Origin of the sequence: Naasia lichenicola, assembly GCF_004801885.1 — a bacterium.
Taxonomy (GTDB): Bacteria; Actinomycetota; Actinomycetes; order Actinomycetales; family Microbacteriaceae; genus Naasia; species Naasia lichenicola.
Genome location: NZ_SSSM01000005.1, coordinates 513818 through 535331, shown reverse-complemented (window position 1 = coordinate 535331; position 21514 = coordinate 513818). Strand labels below are relative to the sequence as shown.

At 66.9% G+C, this 21514-nt stretch carries 17 protein-coding genes; all 17 read right to left on the bottom strand.

The window, feature by feature from the left end:
- Window positions 1–120: 120 nt before the first annotated feature.
- The gene (locus E6C64_RS13390; protein ID WP_136427986.1) at window positions 121–837 is read right to left on the bottom strand and encodes a type IV pilus inner membrane component PilO; all 717 of its coding nucleotides are present in this window, start codon (window positions 835–837) and stop codon (window positions 121–123) included.
- Window positions 834–1745, bottom strand: coding sequence for a PilN domain-containing protein (locus E6C64_RS13385; RefSeq protein WP_136427985.1), 912 nt, complete (start codon window positions 1743–1745; stop codon window positions 834–836). The genes E6C64_RS13390 and E6C64_RS13385 overlap by 4 nt, the downstream gene beginning before the upstream one ends.
- Window positions 1742–2788, bottom strand: a complete 1047-nt coding sequence (gene pilM / locus E6C64_RS13380; RefSeq protein ID WP_136427984.1) for a type IV pilus assembly protein PilM — start codon at window positions 2786–2788, stop codon at window positions 1742–1744. The genes E6C64_RS13385 and pilM overlap by 4 nt, the downstream gene beginning before the upstream one ends.
- A 12-nt stretch (window positions 2789–2800) precedes the next feature.
- On the bottom strand, window positions 2801–3652 hold the full coding sequence (locus E6C64_RS13375; protein ID WP_136427983.1) for a prepilin peptidase: 852 nt from the start codon (window positions 3650–3652) through the stop codon (window positions 2801–2803).
- A complete protein-coding gene (locus E6C64_RS13370) occupies window positions 3652–5466 on the bottom strand; it encodes a hypothetical protein (protein WP_199241039.1) in 1815 nt (604 codons plus the stop codon). Before E6C64_RS13370 ends, E6C64_RS13375 begins: the two co-directional genes overlap by 1 nt.
- Window positions 5463–6173, bottom strand: a complete 711-nt coding sequence (locus E6C64_RS13365) for a hypothetical protein (RefSeq protein ID WP_136427982.1) — start codon at window positions 6171–6173, stop codon at window positions 5463–5465. The genes E6C64_RS13370 and E6C64_RS13365 overlap by 4 nt, the downstream gene beginning before the upstream one ends.
- Window positions 6170–7534, bottom strand: a complete 1365-nt coding sequence (locus E6C64_RS13360) for a type IV pilus modification PilV family protein (protein WP_158437865.1) — start codon at window positions 7532–7534, stop codon at window positions 6170–6172. The genes E6C64_RS13365 and E6C64_RS13360 overlap by 4 nt, the downstream gene beginning before the upstream one ends.
- A 171-nt stretch (window positions 7535–7705) precedes the next feature.
- On the bottom strand, window positions 7706–8131 hold the full coding sequence (locus E6C64_RS19545; protein ID WP_199241038.1) for a type II secretion system protein: 426 nt from the start codon (window positions 8129–8131) through the stop codon (window positions 7706–7708).
- 315 nt (window positions 8132–8446) lie between these two features.
- A complete protein-coding gene (locus tag E6C64_RS13350; protein ID WP_136427979.1) occupies window positions 8447–8887 on the bottom strand; it encodes a type II secretion system protein in 441 nt (146 codons plus the stop codon).
- A 26-nt stretch (window positions 8888–8913) separates the two neighbouring features.
- Window positions 8914–10146 carry a type II secretion system F family protein gene (locus tag E6C64_RS13345; protein ID WP_158437864.1) on the bottom strand — a complete coding sequence of 411 codons (1233 nt, stop codon included), beginning with the start codon at window positions 10144–10146 and terminating at the stop codon, window positions 8914–8916.
- Entirely contained in the window at window positions 10146–11750 is a 1605-nt protein-coding gene (locus E6C64_RS13340) for a type IV pilus twitching motility protein PilT (RefSeq protein ID WP_269846384.1), read from the bottom strand. Before E6C64_RS13340 ends, E6C64_RS13345 begins: the two co-directional genes overlap by 1 nt.
- Window positions 11751–11766: 16 nt before the next feature.
- Complete coding sequence (locus E6C64_RS13335) at window positions 11767–13431, bottom strand: GspE/PulE family protein (RefSeq protein ID WP_136427978.1); 1665 nt, start codon at window positions 13429–13431, stop codon at window positions 11767–11769.
- Window positions 13432–13577: 146 nt separating this feature from the next.
- On the bottom strand, window positions 13578–14207 hold the full coding sequence (locus tag E6C64_RS13330) for a hypothetical protein (RefSeq protein WP_136427977.1): 630 nt from the start codon (window positions 14205–14207) through the stop codon (window positions 13578–13580).
- A complete protein-coding gene (locus tag E6C64_RS13325) occupies window positions 14207–15412 on the bottom strand; it encodes a type IV pilus twitching motility protein PilT (RefSeq protein ID WP_136427976.1) in 1206 nt (401 codons plus the stop codon). The genes E6C64_RS13330 and E6C64_RS13325 overlap by 1 nt, the downstream gene beginning before the upstream one ends.
- 584 nt (window positions 15413–15996) lie before the next feature.
- Window positions 15997–16584, bottom strand: a complete 588-nt coding sequence (locus tag E6C64_RS13320) for a hypothetical protein (RefSeq protein WP_136427975.1) — start codon at window positions 16582–16584, stop codon at window positions 15997–15999.
- A gap of 319 nt (window positions 16585–16903) precedes the next feature.
- Window positions 16904–17410, bottom strand: a complete 507-nt coding sequence (locus E6C64_RS13315) for a hypothetical protein (RefSeq protein ID WP_136427974.1) — start codon at window positions 17408–17410, stop codon at window positions 16904–16906.
- Between the two features lie 205 nt (window positions 17411–17615).
- The gene (locus tag E6C64_RS13310; protein WP_136427973.1) at window positions 17616–21497 is read right to left on the bottom strand and encodes a DNA-directed RNA polymerase subunit beta'; all 3882 of its coding nucleotides are present in this window, start codon (window positions 21495–21497) and stop codon (window positions 17616–17618) included.
- Window positions 21498–21514: the final 17 nt, after the last annotated feature.

The following is a 21514-nucleotide window of genomic DNA, read 5'->3' as shown; positions in this document are numbered from 1 at the left end:
GCAGTGCCCACTCTAGTGAGGACGTCGCCGGATGAGTCTGGACGGGCTTCTGCTGCTGCAACGCAGACGCTCCCCCACCGAGTCGGTGGAGGAGCGCCTGGCGTGCCGAGTACGGACGTGTCAGCCGGCGGCAGCCGTCGCGTCTGCCGCGGCCGTGGCGTTGGCGGAGGCGTCCTCGCTGCTCAGCAGCACATAGACGAAGCCGCCGATGACCGCGCTCACGGAGCTGTCGGCCGTGATCGTCGTCGACGAGCCATCCTCGCTCGCGTTGCGGGTGCTCTGGAAGCTGTTGACCAGGAACAGCCGCGACCCGTTCTGGAGTCCCGCGAGGAATGCCTGGACGTTCTCGTACGAGCCGGTCACGCTGACCGTCACCGGGATCTGGATGAAGTTGCCCGCGGTGATTCGCGGATCCGAATAGGCGGTCGCCGCCGATGCCGTTCCATCGGTGGTGGCGACGCTCGGATCGGCGGGCGGCGGAGGCGTGTAGGCCGTCGCGTCCTCGAGCTTCACGCCGTCGACGACGACGCCTGCTGACGCGGCGATCGCGTTGATCTGCGAGAGCAGCGCCGCGCTGTCCGCATTGGACGGCACCGATGCGTCGAGGGTCGCGAGCTGGCTCTCGAGGGCCGGCAGGGTGTCCGCCGCCGCCGAGAGTGCGCCCAGCTTGGCAGCGGCGGCCTCGTTGGCCACAGCGACGTTCGCGATCTGCGCCAGCGCCAGCGCCCGCGAGTCGAGCTGCGGCGATACGCCGAGGAACCAGCCCCCGACGACGAGCAGCACCATGAAGACGGCGCCGATGATGACCTTGGTCCTGTGGTCGAGCGCGATGTTCACTGGGCGTCCGTTCCGGTCGTTGCGAAGCGGTTGGTGTAGGCGTCGGTGTTGATGTGCATCGTGATGTCCACGACGTAGGTGCCGCCCGTCTCATCGAGCTGCACCGAGTTCGGCGTCGCGTCGACGAAGGCCTTGAGCGAGCGGAGCCCATCGAGCCAGGTCGGCACGTCGGGGAGGCTCGGGCTGATGGCGGAGAACGTCAGGGTGGCGATTCGGCTGCCCTCGAGCGGAGTCGCGGATTGCTCGTAGACCATGCCCGGCGCCGCGGAGTCGATGGACACCGTCTTGATGACGACGCCGGCGGGCAGGGTGGCCTGCATGTCGGCGAGGTAGGCGCGCCAGTCGACATCGGTCGAACCTCCGACGGCTTGCGCCGCCTCGATGAGGTCGATCCGCTGCTCGGTGGCGACGAGGTCGGAGTACTGCGCCTGCTGTCCCACCAGAGAGCTGGAGAGACTCTGCGCTTCTGTGAGCTCGTCCTGCGTGGTCGTGTTGAGGTACCAGGCCGCCCCGGTGCCGGCCAGGACGATGACTGCGATTCCCAGCGCGGCCAGGCGCATGGTCCTGCGGGCACGCTTCTGCCTGTCGAGCACGCGGATGCTCAGCGGCAGCAGGTCGACCTTCGGCATGCCGCCGATCGTCATCGAAGCTGCGTGGGTGGGCAGTCCCTTCGGAAGAGCGATGGGAGCGCGGAGGCCCTTGGAGGGCTTCGCTGCGACCTCCGTGCCGGCAGCCTTGGCGGGCTTGACCGCCTTCGGTGCCTTGACCTTCTTCTTGCCGGCGGGCGTCGGCGCGCCGACCGTCGTCTCGACTGCAGCCGCCGTACCGCCGAGGGCTTCCGCCGCCGTCGGGGCGGGAGCGGTCTGGACCTGCGGGATCTCCGAGGTCGGTCCTGCTGTTGTCGTCATGCTGCGCTCCCCACGGTGAGGCCGAGCGCGACGGCGAGGTCGCCGCTCGCGTCGCTGAAGGCGGACTTCTCGAGCGAGGAGTCCAGGGCGAATGCTGACCCCAGGTCGGCGATCTCGACACGGAGCCTCGTGACCTCGCCGAGGGCGGCGGCGAGGCCCTGGAGCCGCGCGCCTCCGCCACTCAGCAGGACGCGGTCGAGGTCACCCGAGCTGCGGGTGTTCGTGTAGAAGGTGAAGGTGTTCCGCAGGCTGGTGAGCAGCTCGCCGGTGACCTCGAACATGGTCTCGACTGCGCCCTTCTGGGCGGTGGAGACACGGTTGCTCAGGCCGACCTCGCGCTTGAGACGCTCGGCGGCGACCATGTCGATCTCGAAGCGGTTCACCAGGGCACGGGTGACGTCGTCGCCGCCCGCGGGGATGATGCGCACGAACTGCGGGACGCCTTGCTGCACGAACACCACGCTGGTGGTGGTGGCGCCGATGTGCACGAGGGCCGTGTGGGAGACGTCATTGACCGGCAGCAGGAGCCGGCTCAGCGCGAAGGGGATGAGATCGACCCCGATCGGCTCGAGCCCGGCGAGGCGCACGGCCTCGACGTTGGCCTCGACCGCTCCGCGCACGGCGGCGACGAGCAGGCCGTTGATGACCTCCACGCCGTCCGTGACCGCCTCGGCGGTCGGATAGAAGTCCAGCAGGGCGTCGGCGACCGGCACAGGGAGCAGCTCCTGCACCTGGAAGGGCAGCGCCTCCTTCATCCGAGCGGCGGGCATCTTGGGCATGCTCAGCTCGCGCACCAGCACGCGCTGGTTGCCCATGCCGAGCACGACCTTCTTGGTCTTGAAGCCGGCCTGCGACCACATGGCCTTGATGACCTCGGACACCGCTGCGGGGTCTCGGACCTCGCCGCCCGTGACCGATCCGGTCGGCAGCGGCAGCTCGTGATGGCGGATCACCATGGGATGGGGTCCTGCTGCACCGGCTACTTCGACGGCGCGCAGGACGCCTCGACCGAAGTCGAGTCCTACGACAGTTGCTTTGGGCATGTTGGCTTTCCCCTAGTTGAGGCCGGTGACGGAGAGGTAGGCGTCGGCCACAGGCTGTCCGACGAAGACGGCGAGCCAGGCGCCCGCGATCATGAAGGGTCCGAACGGAATGGCGGTCTTGCGACCGCCGCGACCGGCCAGGAGCATGCCGATGCCGTAGAGCCCTCCGAGGAGGAATCCGGCCGCGACGCCCACGAAGAGCGGTGCGGGACCGAGGAATCCCAGGAAGAGCCCGAGCACTCCGGCAAGTTTGACGTCGCCCCAGCCCATTCCCCCGCCGGACACGACGAGGAGGATGAGAAAGAACGCGAAGGATAGCCCCGCGCCGGCTGCGGCCCAGGCGAGCGACACGAGGTCGCCGCTCAACAGACCGGAGATTCCCAGCAGCAGTGCGCCGACCCCATAGGCCGGGTAGACGATCGCCGTCGGCAGTCGACGCAGGTCGAGGTCGATGGCCGTGAGCGCCACGCTGATGGCCGCGAGGTACAGGAACGCGATCATCGTGATGCCGGCGCCGACTGCGCCGACCGCAGTCGTCTGCGTTCCGATCCGGGCGGCGAAGAAGATGCCGACGACCACGAAGGCGACGGCCGTGATGGCCTCGACGATCGGGTAGCGCGCCGAGATGGGCTCGCGGCAGGTGCGGCAGCGTCCACGCAGGAGAAGCCAGGACACGACCGGGATGTTGTCGCGTGCGCTGATCTCCGACGAGCATCCCGGGCAGGCGGACGGTGGGTTGACCACTGACAGCCCGCGCGGCACGCGGTAGACGACGACGTTGAGGAACGAGCCGAAGGCGAGTCCGAAGGCGCCGATGATGGCGGGCAGGATCCGGAGCAGTCCGGAGTCGACGATGGCGAGCATCAGTTGATGGCTCCTGTCGCACTGAAGGCTGCGGGGACCGAGGCGACCTGGCTCACGTCGTACGTGGTCGAGGTCGGCGTCAGGAACTTCGGCGGGGCCGTGTACCGCAGTCGCTCGTCGTAGACGTAGTTCTTCGCGTAGCCCGAGTTGCGCACGCCGCCGCTCGAGGTGGCGACGGTACCGCGGTACTTCTGGGCGATCGCGCCGTAGACGTTGAGGGTGCCCTTGAGCGATCCGCTGTTGTAGTTCTGCACCTGGAAGGTGTGCGCCACGGACAGGATCGACGCCTGGATGGTGCGGTCGCCGCTGGTCCCGCCGGTCGCCACATCCGGATTCCAGACGTACACCGCGTTGGTCGAGATGAGGCCGAGGATGTCGGACGTCGCGTTGACATACGTGATGTCGCCGGTGATGTAGATGTAGTTCTTCGCGCCGACGGTCATCGACCCGTCGAAGGCGCCCTTGACATAGGCGTCGCCATTGGTGCATCCGTACGCAGGGTTCGTCGAGCTGCTGCCGAGCGGCGTGTCCTCGCCCACCATCGGGTACTGGATGGTGGTGCCGTTCTTGCTGAAGGTCCAGCCAGCGATGCCGTTGGTGTTGGTGCAGGTGAAGTTGTTCGGCGGTGAGGATGCAGTGCCCTTGTTGACGTCGGAGCCGCTGTTGGACGGCACGCTCTGCACGTAGATGAGGTTGCTGGGCAGAGTGGGGATGGTCGCGCCGGCGATATTGCCGAGCTGATTGTTCCCATTGCCGGGCTTTCCGCACCTGTCGGGCTTGGCGCCCACCGTGCCGGCCGAGTTGGTCTGGGTGAACTGCGTCCACGGCGAGATGATCGTCATCGTGCCGTTGCTGTTGAAGGTGATGGTGGTCGGACCGGTGTAGAGGCAGCCGGGATCGGCCACGCTCGCGAGATCGGTGTAGGTCTCGGTCTGCAGCTGGTCGTTGGTGACCGGCATGGCGATCGTGCCGTGATAGGCGGGCGCGTTGTCCGTGTTCTTCTCGAAGTAGGAGGTGGTCGACGAGCACCCTGACTTGGAGTAGATCGGCGTGGTCGTGCTCGAGGAGGTGACGACGCCCTTGAAGCGCGCGCCGCAGACCAGCAGCTGGTCGTTGCTGTGCAGTGGCCCGTTGATGACGTCGAAGGCGCCGAACTGGATGTTGACGCAGTTGCTGGTGGCCACGCGGCCATCCCACGCGTACTTGACGCAGCTGCTGCTCGCGCCCGAGATCTGCGGATCCTGGATCTCGTAGTCGCTGAAGTAGACGAAGTCGAGGAATCCGCTCTGCTTGAGGTCGGCGATGATCGATCGGGTCGAGTTGTTGGCCTTGCCCGTGACGCGGAGATGGACGATTCCGCTGGCGGAGTAGTCCTTGGTGTTGACCTCGTAGCGGAACTTCGAGGCGCCGCCGGGAATGGACGACCAGGTGCCCGCGGCGCCGATGCCGAACGCGGTGTTCACGTTCGGCGTTCCCGGAAGGGTCAGCAGCGTCGAGCCCGCGGCAGTACCGGTGTCAGTGCTCGTCGCGCTGAACGGCGCAGACGGGTTTCCGTATTTGACGTAGGTGCTGTCATTGGACAGGCGCGTCTGATACTCCTCGAGTCCGCCGTAGGCGGCGCTCAGGGCGGCGTTCCAATCGTCGTCGGTGTGCGCCTTCTTGTAGCCGGAGCTCGCGACCGTCAGCGAGGTGGCGACGAAGAGCAGCATGACGAGGCCGATGCCGGTGACGACGATCAGCGTGTAGCCGGCGTCCTTCTGCCCGTCGCGCAGTCGGCGGAGCAGTCGAGTCCTGAGCGTGCCGATGCGGGTCACGAGTCGTCTCCCGAATAGCCCAGGTTCGGCATGCCGATCGTGGTGTCGATGATGATGGGCTTGGCCTTGGTCGAGCTCGACGAGCGCACTCGCAGGGTGAGATCGATGGAGCTGACGTCCTTGCGCTGTGCGTCCGTCAGACCCGATGCAGCAATCGTCATCGGTGCACCATTGCCGTCGAGGTAGCTGAAGATGGGAGCGTCGCTGCCTGTGGGCAGCACGATGGTGGAGCCCAGGCTCTTGGTGCGGGTCGCCGCACCGGTGAAGACCCAGAAGCCGGTGGAGTTGCTGCCGGTCCAGGTCTCCTCGATGAGTGCGCCGTTCACGATCGTGTACCGGATCTGCACCGGCGACAGGGTGGTCGAGCTGGCGGGCATGACGAGGGTGGTCAGCGTCACGCTCGATGCGGTGCCCGCGACGACGGCCGCGGCCAGCTTGCCGTCCGGCTTGGTGACCTGCACGGCTGAGCGGATGGCGCGACCGATGGAGTTGCTGGCGGTGCCTGCCACGGTTGCAGCGTCCCGAGCCTGATTCGACGCCGTGGTCGACTGGGCGATCGTGACGAACATGCTGGACGCGATGGTGAGCACGATCGAGGCCACCATCATGGTGATGATGAGCTCTGAGAGGCTGATGCCTGCGTCATCGTGTGATGCGTGGCGGAGTCGCGCTCGGATGCGAGCGGTGATGCTCACCGGCCGGCTCACTTGAGCTTCCTCGGGTCGATCGTGACGATGTTCGTCGCCGTCTCGATGTCGCCGGCTGCGTTCAGCGGCTCGGTATAGCGATTGTTGGCCACGGTGACCCAGCCGAGGATGGTCTGCTCCTCCACCAGCCAGGATCCGTACGGCACGGCGAGCAGCGAGGTGCCGCCGAGCCCTGACACGGAATAGGTGTACTGACGGTTGCTGTAGCAGCCCGGATCTCCAGCGGCGGCGTTCACCTTGGAGGTGATGCGCACATTCGTCACGAGCAGCGTTCCGCTGTAGCTCAGAGCGCCCATCGGAACGCTGATGGCCGTCGAGCCGCCGGGCGTGGTGCTGACGGGGTCGAGGCGATCGCCGGCCGCCATCACCTTGCCGTTGACCGTCGACTGGTTCCATGCGGCGGGATCGACCGAGACGCAGCCGGTGTTCGCTGTGGTCGGAGCGATGTAGGCCCCGCCGAACGCGCTGTAGCCGTCGCTGAATGGGAAGAGGGATACCGTGCTCGGCGTGCCGGTGGTGGGGCTGGTGTATGGGGCGAAGCTGCTGACGTATGTCGTGCTCAGGTTGGTGGGCAGGATGCGCGAGGCGGCCGCGTTCGGCGCATAGCTCACGTTGTAGGTGCCCGCCGCGTCGTACTGGAATGCTGCTGAGGCAGCGCCGCCGGCGCCGACGGAGATGGTGGCTGTCGGGGCGGTCGCCTGATTGACGTCGATCGCACCGGCCTTCGACAGGGTGACGGTGTAGCTGCCGGGCTTGACGGAGAAGGCGTAGCTGCAGCCGTCGGAGTCGGTGGCGGCCGGCTGGGTCGGCAGGGCCGCCCCGCCCCCACCGGAGGTGGGCGAGACGGAGACGGACTTGCCGGCGGAGCCGGTGCCGTCTGCGGCGATGGCGGAGATGAAGATGGAACCCAGGTCGGGGTCGTTGAGACGGCTCGACGGGGCGATGATCGTGTCGGCGCGGGCGGCGGCCGAAGAGTTGAGCATGCTCGGCCAGGTGACCGTGACATTCACGCGCTTGTACTGCAGCTGGCCGGTGCCGGTTCCGCAGCCGGAGGTGGTCCCCGTGGCCGAGACCCAGCCGGCGGAGCGCTTGATCGTGTAGACGCGGGTCCCGACGGTGACCGTGCGGTCCGGAGCGGTGTAGACGGCGAAGGCGTCGAGCGTGCGGACCGAGTCGATCTCGGAGGCGGCGAGGTTCGTGGCGACCTCGCGGGCACTGGTGTCGTTCGTGAGACGGAGAGCGGTCGAGGTGGCGTACGTGACGCCGACGGCGATCAGGGCGAAGACCATCATCGAGACGATGACCTCGACGAGAGTGAAACCGCTGTCGTCGGCCTTGGCTGCCTTGAGATGCTTGCGCACGGATCCACCTCCCCCAGGTGTCTGATGCTGTGTACTGCTGGTGCAGCTCTCGCTGCGATGCTGCCGGCCCGCATCCCCCCGGATGGAGCCTTGGTGCATTGTGGCCTACGGCCGGACCTGTGGGGCGCCGCGACATGCGCGACGCCCCACAGATCTGCTAGCTCACCTCGATTACGGCGAGGTGGCGGTGCAAGCGGTGGTGCTGGGACCAGTGCTCGCTGTGATGTACCACGCGGTGGTGGTGGCGCTGATCGACTTGAGGCACATCTGGCTCGTCGTGGTGGAGGCCGAGATGACGGAGAACGTGTTGGCGGCGCCCGCGGCGAAGCCGTAGTCCGCAAGCACGGTGGAGGCGTTGGCCGTGGTGACGGCGGTGGTCTTGCCATCGGCGTAGTACGCGATGACAGCAGTCTTGGCGTTGGTCAGGTCCGACTGAGCCGACTTGTCCTTCGCGTTGTTCTGCACACCGATGTACACCGGGATGGCGATGGCGGCAAGGATGCCGATGATGATGACGACCACGAGGAGCTCGATGAGGGTGAAGCCCTCTTCGCCCTTCGCCTTGCGGTCCTGGTGACGCGCGAGCGCGTCTGACATGCGGATCATTTCGAGGTTTCCATTCCTGTTTATAGGTTGAGACCGAGCGTTTCCCCCGTTTACTACGGCGCCCCGACATGTTCAAAGTTAGAGATACTTGACACCGCTGCGTAGACCACGTATGGGGGGTTTTAGGGTTTTCCTCATCTCCACTTCGGGGGCCAGCCCGGATTTTCTTTACCGTCTGGCAGCAACCTCGCCGTTCGGAATATCAGAAAAGCCCCTCCAAGAAGGGGCTGGGAAAAGCGCAGCCGACAGAACAAAAGAAGAGGCGGCGCGGAAATCCGCGCCGCCTCTTCTATTGTTCCGCTCGGGTCAGCAGGCTGCTTTCGTCACGGCAGTGGCCCTGGTGACACTGAAGACGGTTCCAGTGATGCTCGTGGCCTGGACGCAGAACGCCGCCGTACCTGATGTCGGTGCGGTGCCTCCGAACGCCGGCTGATTGGCGGCAGCTGAATAGGCCGTAGTGGTCAGCGAGAACCCGTAGTTGCCCAACCCGGAGGTGGACAGAGTCGGCGTGCCGGTCCCCCCGTCCGTGTAGAAGGAGATGACGGCGATCTTCGCCTGGGCGAGGTCCGACTTGACCGCAGTGTCCTTCGCGTTGTTCTGCACCCCGATGTAGACCGGGATGGCGATCGCGGCGAGGATGCCGATGATGATGACGACCACCAGCAGCTCGATGAGGGTGAACCCTTCGTCGCGTTTCCGCTCGTCGAGGCGCCTCTGGGCGCGCTGAAGCGTGGATGCGATGGACATGGTTGTGGCTCCCTGGTGTTCCGAGGTCACTTGACGACGGTGGCGATGCTGAAGATGGGCATGTAGAGCGCGATGATCATTCCGCCGACCACGACGCCGAGGAAGGCGATGAGGAGGGGCTCGATGAGAGAGGTCAGCGCGGCTGTCGTGGCTTCGATCTCGGTGTCGTAGAACTCCGACACCTTGAGGAGCATGGTCTCGAGCGCACCAGAGTCCTCACCGACCGCCACCATCTGGGTGACCATCGGCGGGAAGACCTTCTCCTGGATGAGCTGCTCGGCGATGGGCCGGCCCTGCCTGACCGACTCGCCGATGCGCTCGGCGGCCTTCTCGAGGACCCAGTTGCCCGAGGTCGAGCCGACCGTCGCGAGGGCGGAGAGGATCGGCACACCGGCGCCGATCATGTCGGCGAAGTTGCGGGTGAAGCGGGCGATGGCGATCTTCTTGATCAGCATTCCGAAGACGGGCAGTCGGATCTTCAGGGAGTCGACCTTGCTGCGCACCGACTCCTTGTCGCCATTGCGCGCCCACCAGACCCGGCCGGCGATGATCGAGCCGATGAGGACCGGAAGGATCCAGGGCATGTTCTCGGATACCGTGACGAGGAACTGGGTCGGCAGGGGCAGTCCGCCACCGAGCCCTTCGAACATGGTCTTGAAGACGGGCACGATGAAGGTCAGCATGAGCACGACCGCGACCAGCGACATGATGAGCACCATCACCGGGTAGGCCATCGCCGACTTGATGGTCGCGCGGAGCTTGGCCTCCTTCTCGAAGTTGGTGGCCACGGTGCCGAGGGCGCCGTCGAGGAATCCGCCGGTCTCACCCGCGCGGATCATGTTGATCATCAGCGGCGGGAAGGTCTTGGAGTGCTGCGAGAGCGCGGCCGAGAAAGAGGTTCCCGACTCGACTTCGGCGGTCACCTTGGTGAGGATGCTCTTGAGCTTCGGGTGCTCGGTCTGGTCCGAGAGGATCGTCAGCGTCTTGAGCAGGGTGAGGCCGGCGGAGAGCATGGTCGCCATCTGACGGCTGAAGACCGAGAGCTCCTTGAGCCCGACGCCCTTCGTCATGCCCGGAATGGCGATCTCGCGCTGCAGGCCGGTGCCGGCGCTGAACTCGTTGACCGAGATCGGGGTGAGCCCCATGTTGCGGAGCTTGCCGACCGCGGCCGCTTCAGTGGTCGCGTCGAGGCGGCCCTTGATGAGCTTGCCGCCGGTGTTCCGACTCTTGTAGTCGAACTGCTTGACTGCCATCGACATCAGCGCTTGCCTGCCTGTCCTACGGAGACCATTCCGGCCATGGGCGCACCGAAGGTGCCTTGGGCCAGGGAGACATCGGACGGACCGGCGTTGCCGAGCAGGCGGCTGAGTCCCTCGAGATCGTGCGCCTTCTCGGCGGCGGCCTGGCGGGTGATGACGCCCTGTCCGACGAGCTCGGCGAGGTGCTGATCCATGGTGTGCATGCCCAGGTCGCGCCCCGCCTGCATGGCGGAGTGCACCTGGAAGGTCTTGCCCTCGCGGATCAGGTTGGCGACGGCCGGGGTGGTCGCGAGGACCTCGGTGGCCACCGCACGACCGCTGCCGGCCGCCTTGCGGACGAGGGTCTGGCAGATGACACCCTGCAGGGTGGCGGCGAGCTGGGCCCGTACCTGTCCCTGCTGGCTCGGCGGGAACACGTCGATCACACGGTCGATGGTCTGCGGCGCGTCCTGGGTGTGCAGGGTCGCGAACACGAGGTGGCCGGTCTCGGCGGCGGTCAGCGCGACGCTGATCGTCTCGAGGTCGCGGAGCTCGCCGATGAGGATGATGTCCGGATCCTGACGCAGCACGTGCTTGAGCGCGGCGCCGAAGCTGTGCGTGTCGGCACCGACCTCGCGCTGGTTGACCAGCGAGCGCTTGTTCTCGTGCAGGAACTCGATCGGGTCCTCGACCGTCATGATGTGGTCGCTGCGCGTGCGGTTCGCGAGGTCGATCAGAGCGGCGAGAGTGGTCGACTTGCCCGAGCCGGTCGGGCCGGTGACCAGGACGAGGCCACGCGGAAGCTGAGCGAAGCGGGAGACCACGTCGGGAACACCGAGCTCTTCGAGGGTCTTGATCTTGGTCGGGATCAGACGGAAGGCGGCGCCCATCGAGTCGCGCTGCTGGTAGACGTTGACGCGGAATCGGCTCTGGTCGTTGAGGCCGTAGGCGAAGTCGAGCTCGAGCTCGGATGCGAACTTGATGCGCTGCGCGTCGGTCATGATCGAGCGGAGGATCGCCGAGACGTGCGAGGGCTGCCAGCTCGGCGCGCCCTCGATCGGGCGCAGGCCGCCGTCGATGCGGATCATGGGCGCGGCGCCGGAGCTGATGTGCAGGTCGGATGCGCCCTGCTCCACGACGGCGGTGAGCGCCTCGCGCAGCGTGGCCTCGGGGCTGTCGCCGACGGCGTAGCGCGAATCGGTGAGCAGCGGTCCCGCCAGCGAGGCGGGCGGGATGATCGAGACGTCGCTGGCGCTGGCCGGCGAGCTCGACTTGAAGGCCGGTCCGGACGGCGCGACGAACTCGAGATCGAGGTCGTCCTGATCGGAGATCGTGTCGATCTCGGCGGTCACGTACTTCGACATCGAGACTGCCTCGGCCAGGACGTCATCGTTCGCGACGGCCGGAAGGTCGAGCGAGTGCGACAGGTCGATGGGTCCGGTGAAGGATCCCGTATCGGTGCCCAGAGCGCGTCGTCCGCTGGGCTTGCGCTCCCCGCCGTGCAGCGGTGCGCCGGCGTAGTCGCCGCCCATCGGCGTCTCGTCGACTCCGATGTCCCAGACGGTGCGTGCGCGGTGGTGGTCCACCGTCTGCGCTTCGTCGTCCATGTTGATCCCCCCGGTCATGGCTTCTTCCGAATCGTCAGGCGACGACGCGGAGCACTTCGTCGATGGATGTCAGGCCCTGGCGGACCTTCGCCCATCCGTCTTGGCGGAGAGTGATCATTCCCTCATCCACAGCGGTGCGCATGATCTCGGCGCTGGACGAGCGCATCACCGCGAGGCGCTCGATCTGCTCGGAGACCGCCATCACCTCGTGGATGGCGAGACGGCCGCGGTAGCCCGTGCCGGAGCACGCGGCGCAGCCGACGGGCCGGAAGATGGGGGCCTGGCCGGTGAGGCCGGCTCCCGGGAACTTGAGCGCGTCGAGGCGGACATCGTCCACCTTGTGCTCTTCCTTGCACTTGTCGCACAGGCGACGGGCGAGTCGCTGGGCGACCACGCAGTCGAGTGCGGATCCGACGAGGAAGGGCTCGATGTCCATCTCGATGAGACGGGTCACGGCGCTCGGAGCGTCGTTGGTGTGCAGGGTAGAGAGCACGAGGTGGCCTGTGAGGGAGGCCTCGATCGCGATCTGGGCCGTCTCCTTGTCGCGGATCTCACCGAGGAGCACGACGTCGGGGTCGGAACGCAGGATGGAGCGCAGCGCGCTCGCGAAGGTCAGACCCGCCTTGGGGTTGACCTGCACCTGGTTGATGCCCTCCATCCGGTACTCGACCGGATCCTCGACCGTGATGACGTTGATCTCGGGCTTCGAGACGGCGTGCAGGGTCGTGTAGAGAGTGGTCGACTTTCCGGAACCGGTCGGGCCGGTGACGAGGATCATTCCGTAGGGCTTCGTGTACGAGGCCTCGAACGTCTTGAGGTTGCGGTCGAGCAGCTGCAGGTCGCTCATCGCGCGCTTGGTGTTCGAGTTGTCGAGGATTCGCATGACGACCTTCTCGCCGTGCACCGTCGGCAGTGTCGCGACGCGGAGGTCGATCTGCCGTCCGCCGTGGCGGATCGACATGCGGCCGTCCTGGGGACGGCGACGCTCGGCGATGTTGATCTCCGACATGATCTTCAGTCGGGAGATGACTCCGGCCTGGATGTTGCGGGGTGCACGCTGCACCTCGTGGAGCACGCCGTCGATGCGGTAGCGGACGCGCAGCTCCTCCTCACCCGGCTCGATGTGGATGTCGGAGGCGTTGTCCTTGATGGCCTGGCTGACGAGCAGGTTGACGAAGCGCACGATGGGTGCGTCGTCCTCACCGTCCTCTGCATCGGCCTCGACGACGCGCGAGTCGCGCGACTCGCTCTCGAAGGTGGTGGTGAGGTCGTTCAGCTCGCCGTCGTTGCGGTAGAACCGGTCGATGGCGGCGAGGAGGTCGACATGCTCGGCGACGACCGGGCGGATCGGCATGGCTGCGGCGGCGCGCACGTCGTCGAGTGCGAGAACGTCGTTCGGGTCGCTCATCGCGAGGACCAGTCGGCCCTGCTCGATCACGAGCGGCAGCACCGCGTGACGACGGCAGAGTGCAGAGGGCACGAGGCCCGTCGCGATCGGATCGGCGGTCTTCTCCGCGAGCTCCACGAAGGCGAGCCCCAGCTGCGCTGCGCGCGCAGTGGCCACCTGGACCGGGCTGATCACGCCATCGGCGAGATATTCACGGATGCGTGCCTCGTCGTCGGACCCGCCCGAGATTCGATCAATTGCGTCGACGGGCAGAAGTCCGCGCACCACGAGAACTTCGGTGAGCGATGTCACGAGTACCTCTTCATTTGCGTCCCCCGGGGAGGAAGGTACCTCCCCCGCTTGCCTATTCACGGTACGGCCCGCGGGGCGTCGGTATCAGCCCCTCTTCACGGGGCCCCAACTCGGGGGTGGAGGAACTCGAGGTTCACGCGGCGTGCTCAGGCCTCCGTGACGTCGGCCATCAGGCGGCTCACCAGGCGGCTGATCTCGGGCTCGACGAACTCCTGTACGGCGAAGATCATCTCCTGGCGACGACGGGTGAGGCGGGCGGCGGCGTAGGAGAAGAGGGCGTAGTAGTCGGCGATCAGGCGGATGCGGGCATCGGAGGCCTGGCGGGCCGACATGAAGCCGTCCTCGGCCTCGAGGTCGGGCTCCATCGGATCCTCGTCGGGATCGACGAGCTCGTCGACGTCGCAGCCGATCGCGGACAGCACCCGCACGACGCCGTCCAGGACGACGACCGTCCAGAGTCCGTCGCGCTCCAGCTCGGGGAAGCGGGCGTTCGCGTGGCGCACGAAGTGCTCCACGACGTAGGCGTCGATGGTGGAGACCAGCGCGTGCAGCGCTGCGTGCGGCACCTCGTCGAGAGCCAGGGCGTCGACGTAGCGCGGGCACAGCGAGCAGACTGCCGCACTCCCCCGGCCGATGATGGCCTCGGGCATCGGCTGCCAGGCGGGCAGCCAGGCGAGCCACTCCCCCAGGGTGCGCTCGATGCGACGCTCGAGGCGGTACGGGCGGATGGCGTGAGCGGAGAGCGGATCCTGGGCGCGATCGAAGGAGGGGGTCATCAGCCGGCGCGGCGCTGCGTCGGCGCGCGATGCGCGGGGGCCGGCTCGTCGATCAGCAGGGCGTAGAAGTCCTCGCCGTCGGCGATCGGGACCGCGCGATTGAGCCGGCTCCGCAGTGCGGCCGGCTCGGTGGCGTATTCGACCGCGGTCTCCACCTCGACGAGGTCGGCGTCGACGAGGGCGCTGAGGTGCTGATCCATCGTCTGCATGCCGAGATCGCGTCCGGACTCCATGATCGAGCCGATCTGGTGGGCCTTGCCCTCGCGGATCATCGCCGACGCCGCGGAGTTGACCACGAGGACTTCGGCGGCGAGCATCCGACCGGATCCGGTGGACTTCTTCACGAGGGTCTGGCTGACGACGCCCTTGAGGGTCAGGGCGAGCATCTGGCGGACCTGATCCTGCTGGTCGGCGGGGAAGGCATCGATGATCCGGTCGACCGTCTGTGCGGCGCTCTGCGTGTGCAGCGTGGCGAAGACGAGGTGGCCGGTCTCTGCCGCGGTGAGGGCGGCGGAGATGGTCTCGATGTCGCGCAGCTCGCCGAGAAGGATGATGTCCGGGTCCTGGCGGAGCGCCTGGCGTATCGCGGTCGCGTGGCTGTAGGTGTCGGTGCCGACCTCGCGCTGATTGATCAGCGACGTCCCGCTGGTGTGCACGAACTCGATCGGGTCCTCGATGGTCATGATGTGCGCGGCGCGGGTCTGGCTGGCGAGGTGCACCAGCGAGGCGAGCGTCGTGGACTTGCCGGAGCCGGTCGGACCGGTGACGAGGACGAGTCCGCGCTGCAGGCCGGCGAACTGGCTGACGGCGGCTGGCAGGCCCAGTTCGGCGAGCGGCACGATGACACTCGGGATGAGCCGGAATGCGGCGCCGAGCTTGCCGCGCTGGCGATAGATGTTGACGCGGAAGCGGGCGCCGTCCGGGAGGCTGTAGGCGAAGTCGAGCTCGAGCTCCTCCTCGAAGCGCGCGAGCTGCGCCGCCGTGAGGATCGAGGTGAGCATCTCGGCGACGAAGTCCGCCGACCAGGCGGGCCATCCGTCGATCGGGTTCAAGGACCCGTCGATGCGCGCCATCGGCTTGGAGTCGGCCACGACGTGAAGATCGGAGCCTGCGTGCAGCGCGAGATGCTCGAGCGCGGCGTGCAGCTCCTCGACTGCGTCGAGAGTGCTGACCGGACTGGTCTGGGTGGAGATCGTGCTGGTCATCGGGTCCCCCTCAGGGATGACCTGAACAGCAGGGAGGAGACGATTCGCCGACGCGTGGAGCGCGGGCAGGGGGCGATGCCGCTCTAGGGAAAGCGGACCGACCACGATCGAGTCGCAGTCTGAGTTCGGGTATTCGGGTGGTCGCCAGTCGAGCTGGCCCGTCGCGATGGGTGTCGCGTCGTGCGCCGACGGGTTATCGGCGCGCCATTCAGATTAGGCGCGCGGCGAATACCCGGAAAAGACCGCAAAAGGGTGCCACCAGAATGGGGCACCCTTTTGTTCGGATCGGCCTCAGTGAAATCCGCATCTTCCCCAAGAGCGGATTTCCAGAAGTTTAGGGTGCGGCGCCCCCCAGCGCCGCACCATCGGAGCCCCCCAGCTCCTGAGTAATAAATTACTCGGCTGCACTCGCCTATATAAGCCCTAGTCCGAGTGTCGGCATTAATGAGGACATGCAGTCCTCCGTGGTCCTCCGGAAAACCGAAATGCCCAGTTCTGCCGCCTGAATTGCGAATTCAGCGGCAGAACTGGTTCCCTTGGCGCAAGCGTGCGCCATGGGGCCCAGGTCACTGCGAGATGGAGCGCTACGCGGCGCCAGCTTTCGTGATCTCGAGGATGAGGTCGTCGGCCATCCTCTGCACCTTGGGCTCGACGTAGGCGCTCAGCGCCCGCGTCATCTGGCTGTGCTGACGGCGCAGCCGGCTCACCGAGTCGTGGAACAGGCTGATGTAGAGGCGGAGCAGCTCGATCCGGGCCGCAGCTGCATGCGCCACGGTGATCGGCTCGGACAGTCCCAGCGCGTCGAGCGAGCCGATCTCGATGTCCTCTGGATCGATCAGCTCATCCACGTCGAAGCCGTCGCTCGAGGTGATGCGGACGACTCCGCGCTCGACCCAGACCCGCCACAGGCCGCCGCGCTCGAGGTTCGGGAACCGGGCAGCGGCGTGGCGGAGGAAGTGCTCGATGAGCAGCGCGTCGACGGAGGTGACGAGAGCGTGCAGCGGGCCGTGCGGGATCTCGTCGAGAGCGAGCTCGTCGACGTAGCGCGGGCAGACGGTGCAAATCTCGTTGCGACGGCGGGCGGTGCTCGGCTCCCACCGGGGAAGCCAGGCGAGCCACTGCGCGACGGCTCGATCGAGCTCGCGCTCGAGTCGGTACGGACGGAGCATCATCGGGTTCCCCCGATGCGGCTCGCGGGCGCGGCGGCGCGCTGGCGGAGGGAGGGGATGGGAGAGACGGTCGGCGCTGCAGAAGATCGCTCGACCACGTTCGGGTTCGTGGTCACCGGGGGTCCAGGTGTGTGCGGGGGGAGGCGCGGTGATGGGTGTCACTGCGAGAGCCGTTCGGGTAAACAGCGTTCTCTCACCCTAGGGTGCAACCTCAACCCTGGCCATGCCGTAAACGGGGGCCAACCAGCCCATTTCCGATCGTCTAGCTGTCAGTTGCGGCTCAGAACACCCGGCTCTGCGAGCCGAATGCGGCGATTCGGCGCTACTGCTCGCAGATCTCCGCGATCAGCTGGTCCGCCATGCGCTGCACGGTCGGCTCGACGAAGGCGAGGACCGCCTCGAGCATCGTGCCTCGGCGGAGTGCGAGCTCGGCGACGGCGCAGTCGAACAGCATGGCCCGACGGCGGCTGAGCGCCAGCTCGTCCTGGAGGTCGCCACGCGGGGCGTGTGCGGCGAGAACCGGCATCGTCTCGAACTGGGTGTCATCGGAGTACGCGGAGCGGACGGGCACCCGCCAGTCGTCCTCGAAGTCCGCGGGAGCCGACTCCTCGGCGAACCGGTCCTCCACGATCGCGTGGACCGCGCAGAACAGCGAGTGCACCGGCTCGTGCATCATGCCGTCGAGACCGAGCGCCGCGAGATAGCTCGGGCACCGCACGCACGACGAGCGCCGAGGGGCGACCGAACTCAGTCGCCAGGAGGGCAGCAGGGAGAGCCAATGGGAGAAGGCGATGTCGATGTCCGGCGACATCCGCTCCTGATCGATCACAGCACTCCCCCGAAAAAACACCCCTGCGCCACCCGCGCGCTCTTATCGTGGCCCCTGGAGCGCGCGCGAGCAAAGGCTTGCCGCGTGTCGAATTAACCTTTGAGTACACCCTGAACCATGTGCCCAGCCCGCGTGCGCATGGGACGACGAAGGGCCCCGCTGCCGGAGCAGCGGGGCCCTTCGTGTTCAGCCGGCGTTCGCCGGACTAGTTGTAGGTGCCGGGCTCGAAGTCCGTCGAGTTGAAGGACTCGAAGTCGACGAACGACAGGTCGTTCTCGTTGAAGACCGACTCGTCACCGAACAGGCGGTTCGGGTAGCGCTCCGCCTTCGCCTCCTCCGTGGGCTCGACGCGGACGTCGCGGTACTTCGCGAGACCCGTTCCGGCCGGGATCAGCTTTCCGATGATCACGTTCTCCTTGAGGCCCATGAGCGAGTCGGACTTCCCCTCCATGGCCGCCTGGGTGAGCACCCGGGTGGTCTCTTGGAAGGAAGCGGCCGACAGCCAGGACTCGGTGGCTAGGGACGCCTTGGTGATGCCCATGACCTCCTGACGAGCCGACGCGGTCTTCTTGCCCTCGCCCAGAGCGGCGCGGTTGACCTCGTTGTAGCGCGAGCGGTCGACGAGCTCACCGGGGAGCAGGTCGGTGTCGCCGTGCTCGACGACGGTCACCTTGCGCAGCATCTGGCGGACGATGACCTCGATGTGCTTGTCGTGGATCGGCACACCCTGCGAGCGGTAGACGCCCTGCACTCCGTCGACCAGGTGCTGCTGCACGGCGCGCACGCCCTTGACGCGCAGCACCTCCTTCGGGTCGACAGACCCGACGTGCAGCTGGTGACCCAGCTCGACGTGCTGGCCATCCTCCACGAGGAGGGTGGCGCGCTTGAGCACGGGGTAGACGAGCGCCTCGTCGCCGTTGTCCGGCGTGAGCAGGATGCGGCGCTGGCGGTCGGTGTCCTCGATCGTGATGCGGCCGGGGGCCTCGGCGATCGGCGACGCGCTCTTCGGGGTGCGGGCCTCGAACAGCTCCTGCACGCGGGGCAGACCCTGCGTGATGTCATCGGCCGACGCCACACCACCGGTGTGGAAGGTGCGCATGGTGAGCTGCGTTCCGGGCTCGCCGATCGACTGGGCCGCGATGATGCCGACGGCCTCTCCGATGTCGACGATCTTGCCGGTGGCCAGTGAGCGGCCGTAGCACGCCGCGCAGACGCCGACCGCCGACTCGCAGGTCAGGACCGAGCGCACCTTGATGTGCTCGACACCCGCCTCGATCAGCTTGTCGATCAGGACGTCTCCGACGTCGTCACCGGGGCTCGCGAACACCTCGCCCGAGGCGTCGACCACGTCGACGGCCAGGGTGCGGGCGAACAGCGCGTTCTCGACGTTCGGGTCGCGGGTCAGGGCGCCATCGGCACCGCGGACGGCGATCGGCAGGTCGAGGCCCTTGGACGTTCCGCAGTCCTCCTCGCGGATGATGACATCCTGCGAGACGTCCACCAGACGACGGGTGAGGTACCCCGAGTCGGCGGTGCGGAGCGCGGTGTCGGCCAGTCCCTTGCGGGCACCGTGGGTCGAGATGAAGTACTCGGCCACGGTCAGGCCCTCACGGTACGAATGCACGATCGGCCGAGGGATGATGTCACCCTTCGGGTTCGACACCAGCCCGCGCATGCCGGCGATCTGACGCACCTGCATCCAGTTGCCTCGTGCACCGGAGGACACCATGCGGTTGATGTTGTTGTCCTTCGGGAAGTTGTCCTGCATCGCCTGGGCGACCTCGGCCGTGGCCTTGTTCCAGATCTCGATGAGCTCCTGGCGACGCTCGGCGTCGGTCGTGAGTCCCTTCTCGAACTGGGCCTGGACCTTGGCGGCCTGCTTCTCGTACACCGCGACGATCTGACCCTTGTTGGGCGGGGTCAGGATGTCGGACAGCGCGACGGTCACACCGGAGCGCGTGGCCCAGTAGAAGCCGGCGTCCTTGATGCGGTCGAGCGTCGCCGCGACCTCCACCTTCGGGTACCGCTCCGCGAGGTCGTTGACGAGGATCGACAGGCGACCCTTGTCGGCGACGACCTCCTGGTAGGGGTAGTCCACCGGCAGCGCCTCGTTGAAGAGCGCACGGCCGAGCGTGGTGCTCAGCGTGTACGGCTCGCCCTGGACGAAGCCCTCGGGGGTGCTCTCCTCGGTGAAGTACAGCCCGTGCAGGCGGATCTTCACCTTGGAGTTGAGGTGCAGCGAACCCTGGTCCTTCGCGAGGATCGCCTCGGCGATCGACGAGAAGGCACGGCCCTCGCCCTCGCCCCCCTCGCGGAGGGTGGTGAGGTGGTGCAGGCCGATGATCATGTCCTGCGACGGCAGGGCGACCGGACGGCCGTCCGACGGCTTGAGGATGTTGTTCGAGGCGAGCATCAGGATGCGGGCCTCGGCCTGGGCCTCGACCGACAGCGGCAGGTGGACAGCCATCTGGTCGCCGTCGAAGTCCGCGTTGAACGCGGCGCAGACGAGCGGGTGCAGCTGGATGGCCTTGCCCTCGACGAGCTGAGGCTCGAATGCCTGGATGCCCAGACGGTGCAGCGTGGGCGCGCGGTTCAGCAGCACGGGGCGCTCGCGGATGATCTCCTCGAGCACGTCCCAGACCTGTCCGCGGCTGCGCTCGACCATGCGCTTGGCGGCCTTGATGTTCTGAGCGTGGCTCAGGTCGATCAGGCGCTTGATCACGAACGGCTTGAACAGCTCCAGGGCCATCTGCTTGGGCAGACCGCACTGGTGCAGCTTGAGCTGCGGGCCGACCACGATGACCGAACGGCCGGAGTAGTCGACGCGCTTGCCGAGCAGGTTCTGGCGGAACCGGCCCTGCTTGCCCTTGAGCATGTCGGACAGCGACTTGAGCGCACGGTTTCCGGTGCCCGTGACGGGGCGACCGCGGCGGCCGTTGTCGAACAGCGCGTCGACGGCCTCCTGCAGCATGCGCTTCTCGTTGTTGACGATGATCTCCGGGGCGCCGAGGTCGAGCAGACGACGGAGGCGGTTGTTCCGGTTGATCACGCGGCGGTACAGGTCGTTCAGGTCGGAGGTCGCGAAGCGGCCACCGTCGAGCTGCACCATCGGGCGCAGCTCGGGCGGGATGACCGGGACGACGTCGAGCACCATCGCGGCCGGCGAGTTGCCGGTGGCGAGGAACGAGCTGACGACACGGAGGCGCTTGATGGCGCGGATCTTCTTCTGACCCTTGCCCTCGGCGATCTGCTCGCGCAGGATCTCGCCCTCGGCCTCGAGGTCGAACGCCTCGAGGCGCTTCTTGATCGCCTCGGCGCCCATGAAGGCCTCGAAGTAGATGCCGAAGCGGTCCTGGAGCTCGTGGAAGACCGCGTCCTCGGGCTTGAGGTCGCCGACCTTCAGGCTCTTGAACTCGTCCCAGACGCGCTCGAGGTGGGTGATCTGCTCGTCGAACGACTTGCGGATCTGGCCCATCTCCTTCTCGGCGCCGTCCTTGGTGCGGCGCTTCTGATCGCTCTTGGCGCCCTCCTCCTCCAGTGCTGCGAGGTCGGTCTCGAGCTTGGCGAGACGGTCGTTGATGCGCGAGTCGCGCTGATCGCTGAGCGTCTTGATCTCGAGGCGGAGCTCGTTCTCGAGGTCGGGCATGTCCGCGTGGCGGCCATCCTCGTCGACGTCGATGATCATGTACGCCGCGAAGTAGATGACCTTCTCGAGGTCCTTCGGCGCCATGTCGAGCAGGTAGCCGAGGCGGCTCGGCACACCCTTGAAGTACCAGATGTGCGTGACCGGGGCGGCGAGCTCGATGTGGCCCATGCGCTCACGGCGCACCGACGACTTCGTGACCTCGACACCGCAGCGCTCGCAGACGATTCCCTTGAATCGCACGCGCTTGTACTTGCCGCACGCGCACTCCCAGTCACGGCTGGGGCCGAAGATCTGCTCTCCGAAGAGGCCGTCCTTCTCGGGCTTCAGCGTGCGGTAGTTGATGGTCTCGGGCTTCTTGACCTCACCGTGCGACCAGCGACGGATGTCATCGGCAGTAGCGAGTCCGATGCGCAGCTCGTCAAAAGTTGTTACGTCGAGCAATGTGTTCTCTTCCCTAA